This is a genomic window from Rheinheimera sp. (assembly GCF_965283995.1).
GTDB lineage: Bacteria > Pseudomonadota > Gammaproteobacteria > Enterobacterales > Alteromonadaceae > Pararheinheimera.
In genome coordinates this window covers 1,674,802-1,689,294 of sequence record NZ_CBDIQG010000001.1, presented here as the reverse complement: position 1 = coordinate 1,689,294, position 14,493 = coordinate 1,674,802, and the positions used below count along the sequence as shown (strand labels likewise).

At 52.3% G+C, this 14,493-nt stretch carries 13 protein-coding genes; 3 read left to right on the top strand and 10 right to left on the bottom strand.

What is annotated here, in order from left to right; translation table 11 throughout:
* Positions 1–7: 7 nt before the first annotated feature.
* The gene (locus tag ACQ66Q_RS07735; protein WP_430456266.1) at positions 8–1,651 is read right to left on the bottom strand and encodes a hypothetical protein; all 1,644 of its coding nucleotides are present in this window, start codon (positions 1,649–1,651) and stop codon (positions 8–10) included.
* Between the two features lie 275 nt (positions 1,652–1,926).
* Between ACQ66Q_RS07735 and ahpC the strand changes: the two genes are divergently transcribed.
* On the top strand, positions 1,927–2,490 hold the full coding sequence (gene ahpC, locus ACQ66Q_RS07730) for an alkyl hydroperoxide reductase subunit C (protein ID WP_430456265.1): 564 nt from the start codon (positions 1,927–1,929) through the stop codon (positions 2,488–2,490).
* A gap of 241 nt (positions 2,491–2,731) precedes the next feature.
* Positions 2,732–4,276, top strand: a complete 1,545-nt coding sequence (gene ahpF / locus ACQ66Q_RS07725) for an alkyl hydroperoxide reductase subunit F (RefSeq protein ID WP_430456264.1) — start codon at positions 2,732–2,734, stop codon at positions 4,274–4,276.
* Between the two features lie 125 nt (positions 4,277–4,401).
* On the opposite strand, the gene ACQ66Q_RS07720 is transcribed toward ahpF, so the two are convergent.
* Positions 4,402–5,466, bottom strand: coding sequence for an MBL fold metallo-hydrolase (locus tag ACQ66Q_RS07720; RefSeq protein WP_430456263.1), 1,065 nt, complete (start codon positions 5,464–5,466; stop codon positions 4,402–4,404).
* A 169-nt stretch (positions 5,467–5,635) separates the two neighbouring features.
* Between ACQ66Q_RS07720 and ACQ66Q_RS07715 the strand changes: the two genes are divergently transcribed.
* On the top strand, positions 5,636–6,238 hold the full coding sequence (locus tag ACQ66Q_RS07715; RefSeq protein ID WP_430456262.1) for a TetR/AcrR family transcriptional regulator: 603 nt from the start codon (positions 5,636–5,638) through the stop codon (positions 6,236–6,238).
* 9 nt (positions 6,239–6,247) lie between these two features.
* Here ACQ66Q_RS07715 and ACQ66Q_RS07710 read toward each other — a convergent pair whose 3' ends face one another.
* From ACQ66Q_RS07710 to hisH, 8 genes are all read right to left on the bottom strand, one after another.
* A complete protein-coding gene (locus ACQ66Q_RS07710; protein ID WP_430456261.1) occupies positions 6,248–8,164 on the bottom strand; it encodes a hypothetical protein in 1,917 nt (638 codons plus the stop codon).
* The gene (locus tag ACQ66Q_RS07705; protein ID WP_430456260.1) at positions 8,157–10,016 is read right to left on the bottom strand and encodes a hypothetical protein; all 1,860 of its coding nucleotides are present in this window, start codon (positions 10,014–10,016) and stop codon (positions 8,157–8,159) included. The genes ACQ66Q_RS07710 and ACQ66Q_RS07705 overlap by 8 nt, the downstream gene beginning before the upstream one ends.
* Before the next feature lie 75 nt (positions 10,017–10,091).
* Positions 10,092–10,706, bottom strand: coding sequence for a PH domain-containing protein (locus tag ACQ66Q_RS07700; RefSeq protein WP_430456259.1), 615 nt, complete (start codon positions 10,704–10,706; stop codon positions 10,092–10,094).
* Between the two features lie 142 nt (positions 10,707–10,848).
* Positions 10,849–11,529 carry an NAD-dependent epimerase/dehydratase family protein gene (locus ACQ66Q_RS07695; RefSeq protein ID WP_430456258.1) on the bottom strand — a complete coding sequence of 227 codons (681 nt, stop codon included), beginning with the start codon at positions 11,527–11,529 and terminating at the stop codon, positions 10,849–10,851.
* Between the two features lie 150 nt (positions 11,530–11,679).
* Positions 11,680–12,324, bottom strand: a complete 645-nt coding sequence (gene hisIE, locus ACQ66Q_RS07690) for a bifunctional phosphoribosyl-AMP cyclohydrolase/phosphoribosyl-ATP diphosphatase HisIE (RefSeq protein WP_430456257.1) — start codon at positions 12,322–12,324, stop codon at positions 11,680–11,682.
* Positions 12,321–13,094, bottom strand: coding sequence for an imidazole glycerol phosphate synthase subunit HisF (hisF, locus tag ACQ66Q_RS07685; protein WP_377247831.1), 774 nt, complete (start codon positions 13,092–13,094; stop codon positions 12,321–12,323). Before hisF ends, hisIE begins: the two co-directional genes overlap by 4 nt.
* A complete protein-coding gene (locus ACQ66Q_RS07680) occupies positions 13,076–13,828 on the bottom strand; it encodes a 1-(5-phosphoribosyl)-5-[(5-phosphoribosylamino)methylideneamino] imidazole-4-carboxamide isomerase (protein ID WP_430456256.1) in 753 nt (250 codons plus the stop codon). Before ACQ66Q_RS07680 ends, hisF begins: the two co-directional genes overlap by 19 nt.
* 14 nt (positions 13,829–13,842) lie before the next feature.
* Positions 13,843–14,493 carry an imidazole glycerol phosphate synthase subunit HisH gene (hisH, locus tag ACQ66Q_RS07675; protein ID WP_430456255.1) on the bottom strand — a complete coding sequence of 217 codons (651 nt, stop codon included), beginning with the start codon at positions 14,491–14,493 and terminating at the stop codon, positions 13,843–13,845.

The window sequence follows — 14,493 nt, the reverse complement described above, 5'->3', positions numbered from 1 at the left end:
CCTTTACTCAGGTTTGTTCCAGAGGCAGGTTGATGCCACGAAAACGCTGGATCCCCAACTGCTGCATCAGTTTGTACAAGGCTTGTCGCAAGGTCGGATTTTGTGGATCGTAACGCCTGGCTCGGCGCAGCATTTTGGCCGCAGCCAGCAGGTTATGCTGTTGCACGTACCGGGTCGCCATTTGCTGGTAGACGACGGCTCTGGTTGCTGCCGGAAAAACTAAATCAAAGGCGTGCTGGTGTAAGCAGCCAATAAATACCCGGTGGCAGTTGTCCAGCATCGACTGTATTTGGTTGTCAGCGTAAAACAGTAAATCGGCCGCCAGCTGAGTTTGCTGCAGGCTGTGGAATACCAGCGCGGCATGACATAGCACGTAAGCGGGTTGTTGCTGCCACTGCACCTCGCGTAAATGATCCTGGATTGACTGTAGCGCTTTTTCGCTGCTGTCGCGGAATTGCCAGACGTGCGCCTCCAGCAGATGCACTGAGACGCTAAAGACCGCCGCGGTTTTGTCTTGCCGAATTTGAGTCTGCAGCTGTTCAAGCTGACTGAACAAGGCGGGATGTTGCTCGGCGGCGCTATGCTCCAGCCGCCATAAAACGGCCCGGGTTTGCGCGATACTGAGCTCGACATACAATTCTCCCCGCACTGCTAAACGGCGTTTTCGCTCAATAAAATCCTGTGCCCGGTCAAATTCGCCAGCCAGCATCATGACCAGATGGACCAGTCGAACTAAATTGCTCGACATGCCGACCGCCGGAATTTTATTTACCACTTCTAACGCGGCGGCATAATCACGTTCCTGCAACGCCAGATAGATCAGCCAGAGTTCGCGGCGCTGCATGTAACGGGCGAGTTCTTCCGAGCTGTCAGTCAGAAAAGCCTGGCAGGCTGCCAAATCGCCGCGCTCATAGCGGACGCGGAATAGCGCCCACAATGCCCAACCTTGTTGTTCAGCAATAGGGGCTCTTAGCAGTGGAACGACGGCATCAAATTTGTGTAAGTCCAACAGCAATTGTACCCGTAGGCGCAGCAATACTTGCTCAAGGCCTGGTGGCAATGGCTGGCTTTGGCTGTGCAATAACAATTTCAGGCAATCTGCGTAGCGGCCAAGTCCGGCCAGCGTCAGCAACGGCCGCAGCAGCGGATAAAACAACACATGCTGCTTCAGCTCTTGATCTAAAGTGACCTTATTAAACGGTCGTTCCAGGTAGCTGATTAAATGATAAGGATATTCAATGGTATATTGTGCACTGTCATTTTGTTGCGCCATCAGGACCAGCCGGGTCCGATTCGGCAGAATACCGTGCTGGATCAGCTGATCGACAATCTCTCCCCCGGTTAAGTGGGTGTCGACGGCATAATCAAGGAAAATTATATCGACATTGACCGGCGTCTCGCGCGCGAGCAACTCGTCGATTTGCCGGGCGGTTTCAATTTTACGGATCCCCAGATTCAGCAGCATCTGTTTAAACAAATGCAATAGGTCAGGGTCAGCTTCAATCAGCAGTACCTGCAGGTCGAATAATTTGCTTAAGTCGAGTTTAAATTGCTTCATGAGCTGGTTGATGTCTGGCGGAATGCCGGAAATATCACGCTTAATCAAGGTGTAACATTCAAGCAGCTTAGACGCCACTATCTGATGTTGCAACGTGAGGGCCGAACTCGCCGGTTTGCTGAGATTGTTGGTTTTTCGCAAAAAACTCTATTGTGTTCTGCAACTTGCGACCCCATCTCCGTTGCAGTAGTAATTGTTGCAGTGTAGCGCTGTTAGATGGACAAAAAGCGGGAAGTTCATCGTTAAAATAGATTAGATGAATTCATTTTATTCGTTATACGCAATTGTCACACTGGACTACTATGCTTGCAACGCGATAGCTTTTGTAGACAAAGCATTCATATTAACCACAACATGGAGAACGACAAATGTCGATTATCAACAGCAAAATCAAGCCATTTAATGCTCAGGCTTTCCATCAGGGTAAATTTGTTTCTGTATCTGATCAGGACCTGATCGGCAAATGGTCTGTCGTTGTATTCTACCCGGCCGACTTCACGTTCGTTTGCCCAACTGAATTAGGCGACCTGGCTGATTTCTACCCGCAATTCCAGGAAATCGGTGTTGAAGTGTATTCAGTATCTACTGACACGCATTTCACGCACAAAGCGTGGCATGACGCTTCTGAAACCATCAAGAAAATCAACTACCCAATGGTTGCTGACCCAACAGGCACTATCACTCGCAACTTTGACGTGATGATTGAAGAAGAAGGTCTGGCGCTGCGCGGTACTTTCGTAATCAACCCAGAAGGCGTAGTGAAAGTTGCTGAAATCCATGACCTGGGTATCGGCCGTAGCGCTTCTGAACTGTTCCGTAAAGTGCAGGCTGCTCAGTACGTTGCTAACCATGACGGCGAAGTCTGTCCAGCTAAATGGACTCCGGGTGAAAAAACTCTGGCGCCATCACTGGACTTGGTTGGTAAAATCTAACTAAGCCTCATTCAAGGCATTGAATAATAACAGCCGGACTTTGTCCGGCTGTTTTGTTTTTGGCTGATCTGAACGCAGTCAGTGTGTTAGTTCAATCAATAAAACAAATTGAATGAATCCGTTTAATTCGTTTTATAAGATTGGTTATTTTGCCTAATATAGCTTTATCAAACAGAAACCCAGTTGCCGGTAAGTTGAACAACGGGCAACACCCAGCTTTCGTCATGAAGAGGAACTCAGCATGTTAGACAACAATTTAAAATCAGCATTAAAAGGTTATCTGCAAAACCTGAAAACACCAGTAGAGCTGGCGTTAGCAGTCGATCAAAGCGAAAAAGGCTTAGAGTTAAAAGCACTGGTTGATGATATCGCCAGCCTGTCGGAATTAATTGTCGTCACGCAAAACACTACAGCGAGCCGCGTGCCTTCGATGCAGGTTCGCTCACAGGCGAAAGGTACTGTGATGACCTTTGCCGGTGTGCCAATGGGCCACGAATTTACTTCACTGGTGCTGGCGCTGTTGCACTCTGGTGGTCATACCATCAAAGAAGAAGCTGCAGTGCTGGAGCAAATTGCTGCGCTGCCAGGAGCCCTGAATTTTGAAGTCTATGTGTCGCTGAGCTGCCAGACTTGTCCGGAAGTGGTTCAGGCACTGAATTTGCTGGCGGCCGTGAACCCGAATATCACCACGACTATGGTGGATGGCGCTGTATTCCCGCAAGAAGTTGCTAATCGCAACATCATGGCGGTACCAACGGTGTATTTAAACGGTGAGCAGTTCTCACAAGGTGCCATCAGCCTTGGCAATATTCTGAATAAAGTCGATGCGTCTGCAGCGACACGTCAGGCCGAAGCGCTGGCGAAAAAGGACAATTTTGACGTACTGGTGGTCGGTGGTGGCCCGGCAGGCTCGGCGGCAGCGATTTATGCGGCACGTAAAGGTCTGAATACCGGTGTGGTCGCAGAGCGTTTTGGTGGCCAGGTGGCCGATACTGTCGGCATCGAGAACTTCATTTCAGTCAAAGAAACTGAAGGGCCGAAGCTGGTGGCGAATTTAGAAGCCCATGTTCGTCACTATGAAGTCGACATTATGCACAGCCAGAAAGCCGTGAAGTTATCGCAAAACGAATTGTTTGAACTGGAGCTGGCGAACGGCGCCGTACTGAAAGCCAAAACCGTGATCCTGTCGACCGGCGCGCGCTGGAGAGAGATGAACGTGCCGGGTGAGAAAGAGTATCGCGGTCGTGGTGTGGCTTATTGCCCGCACTGTGATGGCCCGCTGTTCAAAGGCAAACGTGTCGCCGTGATTGGTGGCGGTAACTCGGGGATTGAAGCGGCAATCGACCTGGCCGGTATTGTCGAGCATGTCACAGTGCTGGAATTCGACAGCAAACTGCGGGCTGACGCTGTGCTGGTGAAAAAAGCGCAGTCGATGGGCAATATCGACATCATACTGAACGCACAAAGTACTGAAGTGCTGGGCGATGGCAGCAAAGTGACCGGCATCAACTATACCGACCGCGTCACAGGCGAAGCAAAACATGTAGTTTTAGCTGGCATCTTCGTGCAAATCGGTCTGGTGCCGAATACTGAATGGTTGCGTGGCACGTTGGAGCTGACCAATCGCGGTGAAATCATCGTCGACAGTCATGGCCAGACGTCAATGAAAGGGGTGTTTGCCGCCGGTGATGCGACTAATACGCCGTTTAAACAAATTATCATTGCGATGGGATCTGGCGCGACCGCATCACTGGGTGCTTTCGATTACCTGATCCGCAATTCTTAAGTAAGTAGCGTGTTCCTCAGCACAATCACTACAGTCAGCAATCAGTGTCATCCCTGATTGCTGAGTTCCCTGCCACCGCAGCCCCGCTGCGGTTTTTTTATTGTGATGTAAAGGAAGTAAGTTGTTTAAGCCGGAATTTGCAGTACGTTTTGATTCTGTGTCTGCACCGGCATCAGCGCGCGCCACCAGGCATGGTGCAGGGCAGGGGCGAAGCTCAGCTGCGATAAATCGACCGGTGCGCCAAATAATGGTGTCACCAGCTGGGCCTGATAGGCATCTGCCGCAAGCGCCAATCGTTCCAGCGGCTCATACCAGGCGTGCATCGCCAGATCAAAACTACTGTTGTGGATCGGCACCAGATAAGACGCCTGCAAATCCAGATGTGCGCGCAGACTTTGCTCTGGTTGCATGTGAATATCGGCCCAAAGTTCGTCGTAAGCGCCGGTTTCAACCATGGCGACGTCAATTGGCCCAAAGCGCCGGCCTATCTCGGCAAAACCACTGAAATAGCCACTGTCACCACTGAAGAACAGTCGTTTCTGGCTGGATCCAATGACAAAAGAAGCCCACAGCGTCTGGTTTTTGTCGTTTAATCCTCTGCCGGAGAAATGCTGCGCGGGAGTCGCGTGGACTGTTAAACCGGCAAATTCCGTCTGTTGCCACCAGTCCAGTACTGTGATCATATCGCTTGGCACACCAAAACGGCGCAAATGCGCATCAACACCAAGCGGCACAATAAAGCGGCGGGTTTTACTGATTAAAGCGCGGACGGCATGTTTATCCAGATGATCGTAATGATCGTGCGAGATCAACACAGCGCTGAGTTGAGGTAGTTCATCCAGTTGCAGTGGCAGGGCGTGGAAACGTTTTGGTCCCAGCCATTGCAGGGGGGACGCACGTTTACTGAACACCGGATCTAATAACAGATACTGGCCATCGAGGCGCAGCAGCACAGAGCTGTGGCTGATTTTCAGCAGAATGTCATGGTTGCCCGACAGATCCGCAGCTTGCACCGGAATTGTTTGGCGGGGTGTTTTGTCAGCCACTTTTTGCGTCAGATAGCGCCAGATGATCTGGCCAAGGGCCGCACTGCCATCCTGAGTTTTAGCGGTATTACGAAATCTGGCGCGCGCCGGGACTTGCGCGGTGCCGGATCGGAAAAGTGCACAAGGTTTATCTGCGATGCTCATCAGGGGCTCCTGCTGTGAGTGGCTGGCGTTGAATTATCAAAAGTAAACTACACGGTGTAGTTTAGTGTTGAAATAGCAAAAGTAAACTGCTTAGTGTAATATTTTCAGCAATTGTATTTTGCCGTGGCCGTGTGCTGCGGCATTGATGATGTTGAAAAAGAGGGTAGTGATGGAACCTGTAGGTCGTTCAGCGCAGAAGCGTCAGGCGGTGATAAATGCTGCATTGGCAGAATTTAAAGACAAAGGTTTTGTCGGTGCCAGCATGGACGCGATTGCCGAGCGCGCGCAGGTCTCCAAACGCACCGTGTATAACCATTTTGCCAGCAAAGAGCTGTTATTCAATGAAGTAACCAGCTCATTTTGGGTACGCAGTAAACAAGCGGCCAGTCTGCAATTTGACACCAGTCGCACAGTTGAAGATCAACTGCTGCAAATTGCCCGTTCAGTCTGGACTGTGTATCAGAGTGAAGAGTTGATCGAACAGGCGCGGATCGTCTTAGCGGAACTTATCCGACAGCCCGAGTTGGTGGAGCAGGCGTTAGCGCAGGTCAATGATCAGGAATGCGGACTCTTACCATTTTTGCAGCAAGCGGTGAGCGCCGGTGCATTACAAATCCCGGATATCAAAATCGCTGAAACACAGTTCTGGGGTCTGATGAAGAGTTTCGCCTTCTGGCCGGCGGTGTTCCGCTTTCATGATTTTTCTGCTCAGGCAGAGCAGGTGCTAAACAGCAATGTGCAGATGTTTGTCAGACAATATTTACACGGCTGAAATCCGCTTTTAAGGTTCCAGGCTTAGCATCGGGTTTGGCGTCATTGCAGTCAGATCCGGCAACTTAAACTGGGTCTGCAGTTGTTGAAATAACGCCGGTCGATATTGCTGCAGACGTTTTAAGCGTGACAAGTGCGACGGGCGCAACCTTTCGGTTTCCTGCAGAATATAAAACAGTGCCGGATGCAGTTTTTGCTGCAGGTAACTGGCATCCAAAGCCAAATCCAGCGCATCCGGGCCTAACGGATTTTGTTGCAGCGGTACTTTGGCGTTAATCAACAAACTCACAGCCTCAGCACTGTCGGCGAAAGCCTGCGGGTATAAATTGCGGCCACTGGTGTCGATGATGCCGAGGTCAAAGCCGTTTTGTTGCATGACCTGCCAGTGTTTAGTGCCTTCATAAGTCAGCATGTTCTCTAGCTGACTGACGGCCAGACCATTTGGCCAGTGCTTCGCCCACTGAGGTTGCATCGACAAAACAAGCAGTAAATCAGCGGCTTGCTTTGGGCCTGGGCTATTCTCGATGGCTTTGACAAATTCAGCTTCGGTGCTGGGCACATCACCATAGGATGTTGCCAATCCCGTATCCTGCTGTTGCCAGTAAAACGCCAATAATGCCGGGTCCTTTTGATGTAAAAGCTGCGGCAGTTCGCCGGCACTATGTTGTTGCGTTAGCTGGTCCAGCTGGTTAATAACTTCGCTTTCCGACCATAAGCCTTGCGCTGTTTGTTCAGCATCGTGCTCGGCCTGACATGCTGTTTTGATTTGTTGCTGCTGTTGGTCAAGTTGCTGATATTGCTTTAGCAAAGCGCGCAGCAGTTCCGGCGCAGGCAGACTTTGCAGTGGCAACAGCTGCTGGGCTTTGGCGAGGTTGATGAGATCTTCGTCATAGCTGATAAAACCAGGCTCCTGCAATGCGTGCACTTGCAGATAATGCCGGTTGTTTTTTGTTGTTTTGAGCTCAGCATGCAGTGGATAGCCTAACTGCTGCAGATACTGAATCGTTGCCTGCTGTTGAGCGCGCCGCTGTTGATAGCTCCAGCCTTGTTGCCGCCATGGGCTGCTAAACGCTATATCCATCGCGCTGTACAGTCCATCTTTACTGCTTGGCAGAATTTGATAGCTGGCCAGTAGCGTGAGCAAATCAGGTCTTAAAAAATACACCGCCTGATCTGCCAGATTTCTGAGTCCGATTCTGGCATTCAGGTCATCGGTTTGCTGAAGCAACAGTTTAAATTGGGGCATTGTCAGTATGTTTTCACCAGCCAGAAAGTCGTGATAGTCCCTTGGATGAAAGTGCAAACCTATAATTGCCTGCTCAAATTGCCCGATCCTTTGCGCTTGGGTCAAAAGAAAAGTTTTCGGCTGGACTGTTGTCAGCCGGCCGCCTTTCCGCTCTTCTTCGAACAACAAATTGACTTCAGGGGCGGAGCGCAGCAAAACAATTTTTTCCGCCGGCTCTTTTTGACGCAAAAGATTAAAAAAATCCAGATATGGTCCAATCGGTACACGAGGTAGTTGACTCTCTTCATAGCGAATCAGCATCTCTTGCAAATCAAGTTGTAATTCTGCCTGGCGCTGGCTCAGCGCTTTGTCTTGCGTAGGGCGGTCGCGCAGCATCAGTAATAACTGTTCAGGACTATCTCCTTGTTGCAGACGCTCATACAAATATTGCCGGATAGCCTCACGCTCAGGCGTTTTAAACCAGTCCTGATCTGGCAGCACTTGCTGGCAAACAGGCGTTGCTTTGGCTGTAGTTGCTTGCGCTGGGTGCGCTGGCGACTCAGCGGAAACAGACTGTGTCGCGACCGGGTTTGGCGCGGCAGCCTGTTGCCGATGAGGGGACGTTTGTTCTTGCGGCCAGAGCCAGAACCATAACACGCTGCTTAGCAATGCACTCAACAGCAGCGTGTGGGTTTTACTCATCGCTCACCGCGAGCACCGGGTTTGCTTCATATTGGGATAAATCATCGAGCCAGGCCAGTAATAGCGGCTCTTTGGCAAGCGCCTGCTGCAGAGTCGTAAAGACCTCAGGCTGATACTGCTGTAACCGGCGCAGCCGGCTCAGATGCGACGCTTCCGGCTTGCCAAGTTTCTGCATGATGGTCAGCAATGCCGGATGCAATTTTTTATCGCGATAGCTTTGGTCCAGCGCCACATCCAATGCATCTGGCCCCACAGCGGGCACATCGACCGCCACGCCTTCTTCGAGTAACAACGCCACCGCGTCGGCGCCAGCGGCAAAAGCCTGCGGATATAAATTGCGGCCATGAATATCCTGCAGATGCAGCGAAAAGCCGTGTGTCAGCAATTCACGCCAGAAAGAGGTGGTATTGCTTTGGCTTTGCAAAAAGTTTAAGTACTCAACGTCTTGTGGCTGCCAGTGCACTGCCAGTGCCGGTTCTTGTTGCAGATATTTCAGCGCGCGGCTTGCCCGGATCGGGTGCCCGGCGCCTTGCAGACGCGCGATCAGCCGTTCACGACCTGCTTGATCCAGCGCCGGAACATTCAGATCCTTCTTGGGCGTTGGCCACAGGCGATCCACTAATGCCGGGTCTTGTTGATGTAAAGCTGCGGCTGCCGCATTGGGGGAGATCTGGGCTTTCAACGCGCTTTGTACTGCCGCGCTGATTTGCGCATCTGTCCATAAACCTTCTGCTTGCCGTGCACTATCACGCATTTGCTGACAGCGCTGCCGGGCTTGTTCAAATTGCTGCTCTTCATGTTGTAGCGGCTGTAACTGTGCGGCGAATTCGGCGGGCACTTCAGCCGTAGTGACGGCTTCCAGCTGCTGCTCATTTGCTAAAGCTAAACGCGCCGGATCTTCAATGATCTGCCTGAAGTTGTCACGCCGAGTTCTGGGGCCATAGTTCCAGATGGAATTGACGGTTAATGCCGGAGCGCCATCTTGCTGCGTCAGCGCACCGTGCAGCACATAACCGCGCTGTTGCAGATAGCGGATGGTTTGCGAACGACTCACTTTATGAATAGAGGTTTGGTTGGGTTCAGACCGATCGACAACAGTAAAAGCTAAGTCCATTGCACTATATTGGCCACGGATTTCAGTCGGATTGATGTCGTAACTGGCCAACAGCGGCAAGAGATCGGCGCGCAGAAACATCACCGCGACATCCGCCAGATTCATGCCTTCCATGCGAAATTCGGCTGGTGCTTTGGTTTTTGCCAGCAGTAACTTCAGTTGTTGCAGGCTTACATGCTGTAAAGCCATCGCGTAATCCGATCCGCTCAGTTCAACGTCATCCAGTGCCTGCGTCAGCAATACCATGTCATCCGCTGCGGCCGACAGCAGCAGTGATTTTAAAGAGAATGGCGACGCCATGCCGTCTGGTGCAATCAGCGTCGCGTTAAACAACACAGAATTCTTGATTTGTTCTAACGCCTTTGCCGGTTCAACCAGCACTTGCTGCAGTTGCAGCAGCGTGTCGCGGTGCTCTGAAAGTAATTGTGGATCCTTTGCCTGACTGGTTAGCAGCTTGCGCTGTGCCAGTGCTAAATCTGGCAGATACTGTGCCGGTAATGCGCGTTGCAACTCGGTATAAGGCACCGCATCCTGCAACTGTTGCTGCAAATACAGCTGCAGTTGTTGCCTGAGCGGGGCGCGGCGCTCCTCAAATGCGTTGATATCGGGAAGCTGGCATTGCGCAGTTACGGTGGGCGCGCTCAATGGTTGATCAGACGAGGCAAGGGCCTGGCCCGTAGTTGCAACCACTGCAGACTGGTCTGCCGGCGCCAAGGCGTCGGCAGCTTCTGCGGTCACGCTGTCATCAGACCAAAACCACCAGCAGCTCGCCGCGATCGCGGCGATTGTAAAAACGACAGAGCGCCAGTTCATTTAGTTGTGGATAAAAGTTTCAAACACGCTGCTGTAATCTTTGCGATAGGCCTGCGCCATCGCATCGCTTAATGTGTCGTGATAAAAGCCATAGAGCTCACGCGCCTGCAGGGCGATATTCGCGCCTTCACCGCTCTGGCGGGCCACTGAATTGACCACATGCTGCAGGCTTTTTTCCACGGTTTGCAAATCGCGTTGCTCGGCTTCCATCAGTAAACTGATTTCGCTCAGTACTTTGTAGATATCTTTGAGCTGTTCGATATGCTCTTTATGCACATCGATGGAAAAATCGGTGCTATGAATGCGGAATTTCAGTTCAACGTCGAGGTCAATAGTGCCGGCGGTTTCCAGCAACACATTGCGGATGTCGGCATTAATATATTCGTAGCGTTTGAGCAGGCGTTTTTTACTGAGCGCCGTATTACCGTCCAGATGCAACAAAGCGAAGTTGGTGAAACAATATTCGTCGGTTTTGCTTTTGATTAAAAAGAATATTTTCTCGCCGGTTTCGTGCTTGATGTAGTCGTCGGCTTCAACTTTGCTGTAGTTTTCCGGGCTGATGACCCGGCCGATATCACTTAATCCCAGTGCTTCTGATGCGATTTTGCCAAACATCGTTAACTCCTTGTATTTTTATATTGATTTTTTATTCACTTCTAAGATTACCAAGTGACTGGATACGGTACAAGACTGCCAGGCCGATTTGACCAGTCGATGGCAGAACGTGTTTGCGGACAACTTGCCGCCCGCTGTATGGTCATGCGCTGCTGCCCCGATAGCGGCCATACTGCATGTTCTGCTGCATTTGATAAATTGCATCGGATCCAACAATTGTTGTTCCTGGCGCCGCTGTGGTGGCCAATTGCCACATCATCGCCGCAACCGCATCGGTTTTTACCGCGCGATACCGTTTTGGCACCACCGGACCCAGTAGTTTCGCAATTGCTACACCGAAGCGTTCAGCCAAGCGATTGTCAGGGCGCGGTCCACCATCCAGTAATGATGGCCGTACGATACCGAGTGATTGAAAGCCGAGCTCGCTCAGGTCTGTTTCAATTTGACCTTTGACCTGCAAATAAAACGACTTCGCGTGTGGATTGGCGCCGAGGGACGAGTTATAGACAAACACCGGCGTGCCGGCCTTCAGCATCAGCTTGGCGCTGTGCAGTACGTAATCGTGGTCAACTTCAATGAATCTGCTTTTGCTACCCGCTTGTTTCAGCGTAGTCCCCAGCGCGCACAGTGCCACGTCTGCTTGCCACCATGCTGCCTGTTCTGGCAATTGTGCGAAATTGACAATCGGATTGGTTAATTTTGCTGCCGGAGCAAGTGGCCGGCGGGTTGGTGCTATCACCTCGCTAATCTCTGGGTTCGCGAGCGCCTGGGCGAGCAGGTGTTGTCCGACTAAGCCTGTAGCGCCAAGAATAATGCATTTCATCAAGAGATCCTTGCGGTTCATGACTGGCCGTCATGTCTGATTGTGTCTACATCAGTTCGCTCTGGTCAATGGACTGCGTGCATGATGTTGCAGATCAGTGATAGCGGATGTCTGAGGCAACGGGCTTTGTGGCCCGTAGCCTCAGTTTGTTTATTGCTGATGACGGGCTTTGAGGATATCAATGACATCGTTGAGCGCAAGGTCTTGCGAGCGCAGCAGCACCAACAAGTGAAAGATTAAATCTGCGGCTTCATTTTTCAGCTCTTCACGATCGCCGGCCATCGCTGCCAACGCCGATTCCACACCTTCTTCACCGACTTTTTGTGCGATGCGTTTGACGCCACGCGCGAACAAACTGGCGGTGTAGCTGGATTTGGGATCTGCATGCTGGCGACTGGCGATTACCGTCTCTAAGTCGGTTAAAAAACTTAAAGCCGGCGCGTTGCTGTGCGGGTCATGCCAGCAGGTTTCGGTGCCGACATGGCAAGTCGGGCCGTCTGGCAGGGCAAGTGCCAGCAGGCTATCGTGGTCACAGTCGGCAGTTAAGCTTTGTAGCTTTAAGAAATGACCTGAGCTTTCGCCTTTGGTCCAGAGCCGGTTTTTGCTACGGCTGAAAAAAGTCACCCGACCACTTTGCAGTGTGGTAGCCAGTGCTTCGCTGTTGGCAAAGCCCTGCATCAGCACTTTGCCGGACACTGCGTGCTGGACTATTAATGGCAGTAAACCGTCGGCGGGCCATTTCAGCTGTTCCAGCTGGTCGGGCAGGGGCGCATTGGCGTCCAGAACAAAACTCATGGCCGGATCTCCACGTTGGCAGCGATCAGCGCTGCTTTTAAATCAGGGATAGCAATAATGCCTTTGTGAAATACCGATGCGGCCAGTGCGCCGTCTACATCGGCGTCACGAAACACGTCGATAAAATGCTGCACCGCGCCGGCGCCGCCTGAGGCAATCAACGGCACCTGACAATACTGGCGCACTAAGGATAACTGGGCCAAATCATAGCCTTGGCGCACGCCGTCCTGATTCATACAGTTCAGCACGATTTCGCCGGCGCCGCGACGCTGCACTTCTTCCACCCAGTCGAGCAATAACCAGCGGGTTTTCTGACTGCGCGATTCATCACCGGTGTACTGATACACCTGATATTGGCCGGTGGTGGCGTCAAAATAGCTGTCGATCCCGACCACCACACATTGCTGGCCAAAAGCGGCATTCAGCTCGCTGATGAGTTCAGGCCGCGCCAGCGCCGGGCTATTGACCGAAATTTTGTCGGCCCCAAGTTCAAGAATTTTGCCGGCGTCGGCGACGGATTTAATGCCTCCGGCGACACAAAACGGGATATCGATGACTTCAGCAATTTTCCGCACCCAGCTTTTGTCGACGACGCGGCCGTCGCTGGATGCGGTGATATCATAAAACACCAGCTCGTCAGCACCTTCTTCGGCATAGCGGGCAGCCAGCGGGACTATGTCGCCGATGATTTCGTGATTGCGAAATTGCACGCCTTTAACGACGACGCCATCGCGCACATCCAGACAAGGAATTAACCGTTTTGCCAGCATGCGATCGCCTCCTCAATGGTGAATTTGCCTTCCAGCAGGGCGCGGCCGAGGATCACGCCAGCGACCGGTGATGGCTGACCTGCCTGACCACGCAGACTGCGGATATGGTCAAGATTGCCAACACCGCCGGATGCTTGCCAGGCGATAGATGGGTATTTCGCCGCAAGTTCCTGATACAGCGCAACATTCGGCCCTTGTAAGGTGCCATCGCGGCTGATATCAGTACAAAGCACATGGCGGGCACCGGCGTCCAGCATGCCATCGAGCACCTGTTCCAGCACGATGCCGGAGGCCTCGATCCAGCCGTGGCTCGGCAGCGTTTTTTCGCCGCGCTCGTTAATCGACACATCAAGTGCGAGCACGATGCGCTCACCGCCATATTGTTGGAGCCACTGTTGCACCAGCGCGCTTTGCCGAATGGCCAAGGATCCAATCACCACGCGGCTGGCGCCGGCTTCTAACAAAGTGACTAAGTCGGCTTCACTGCGTACACCGCCGCCTACCTGCACCGGTAACGGGCTTTGTTGCATCAGTTCACGCAGCAGCGCGGTTTGGCGTTTACTGGCGTCTTTGGCACCGGACAAATCAACCAGGTGCAGCACACCGGCGCCCGCAGCGGCATAGCGGTCACGCAGTTCAAACGGCGTCTGGGTATAGTGAGTGGTCTGGTCATAACTGCCCTGATAAAGGCGCACGGTCTGACCATCAATTAAATCTATTGCCGGAATGATCATTGTTCTTCCTGTACTCAGTCTGGCGCGCGCAGCGATTGCGCATCCAGCTGTAAGAAATTCTGTAACAGCCGCGCACCGACTTTACCGGAGCGCTCCGGGTGAAACTGCATGCCGAGGAAATTACGCCGGCCAATCACTGCCGCAAACTTGCTGCCGTAGTCGCAGCTGGCGAGCATATAAGGCGAAGGCTGCACCGCAAAACTATGCACAAAGTAGACGTAATCTGCGGCGGTGATGCCCTGTAGCAGTGGATGCGCAGAGTGCTGAGCAGTGCTTTCTACCTGCAATGTGTTCCAGCCCATATGCGGCAGACGTAGCCCTTTAGCTTGGAGTGGCGCCACCTCTCCCGGGATTAAACCGAGGCAGGTCACATCGCCTTCGGCGGAGTGTTCGGTCAGCAGCTGCATGCCCAGACAAATACCGAGCACCGGTTGCGTCAGTTGCTGCAAGGTGCTGCGCAGGCCTTTGGCGTCGATGTTCGCCATTGCCTGTTTGGCAGTGCCAACACCCGGAATAATCACCTTTTCCGCGGCGCGGATCACGGCCGGATCGGCGCTGATTTGAACCTCTGCGCCCAGGCGCTGCAGTGCGCAGAGCACCGAAGTGATATTGGCGCAGCCGGTATCGACAATCACCAGCTGCGGTTGATTTGTTTGCTCTGCCAT

Excerpts from the sequence above, each read along its gene's own strand:
- ahpC (WP_430456265.1), top strand. The coding sequence starts at position 1,927 with ATGTCGATTATCAACAGCAAAATCAAGCCATTTAATGCTCAGGCTTTC.
- ahpF (WP_430456264.1), top strand. The coding sequence starts at position 2,732 with ATGTTAGACAACAATTTAAAATCAGCATTAAAAGGTTATCTGCAAAAC.
- ACQ66Q_RS07720 (WP_430456263.1), bottom strand. The coding sequence starts at position 5,466 with ATGAGCATCGCAGATAAACCTTGTGCACTTTTCCGATCCGGCACCGCG.
- ACQ66Q_RS07715 (WP_430456262.1), top strand. The coding sequence starts at position 5,636 with ATGGAACCTGTAGGTCGTTCAGCGCAGAAGCGTCAGGCGGTGATAAAT.
- ACQ66Q_RS07710 (WP_430456261.1), bottom strand. The coding sequence starts at position 8,164 with ATGAGTAAAACCCACACGCTGCTGTTGAGTGCATTGCTAAGCAGCGTG.
- ACQ66Q_RS07700 (WP_430456259.1), bottom strand. The coding sequence starts at position 10,706 with ATGTTTGGCAAAATCGCATCAGAAGCACTGGGATTAAGTGATATCGGC.
- ACQ66Q_RS07695 (WP_430456258.1), bottom strand. The coding sequence starts at position 11,529 with ATGAAATGCATTATTCTTGGCGCTACAGGCTTAGTCGGACAACACCTG.
- hisIE (WP_430456257.1), bottom strand. The coding sequence starts at position 12,324 with ATGAGTTTTGTTCTGGACGCCAATGCGCCCCTGCCCGACCAGCTGGAA.
- hisF (WP_377247831.1), bottom strand. The coding sequence starts at position 13,094 with ATGCTGGCAAAACGGTTAATTCCTTGTCTGGATGTGCGCGATGGCGTC.
- ACQ66Q_RS07680 (WP_430456256.1), bottom strand. The coding sequence starts at position 13,828 with ATGATCATTCCGGCAATAGATTTAATTGATGGTCAGACCGTGCGCCTT.
- hisH (WP_430456255.1), bottom strand. The coding sequence starts at position 14,493 with ATGGCAGAGCAAACAAATCAACCGCAGCTGGTGATTGTCGATACCGGC.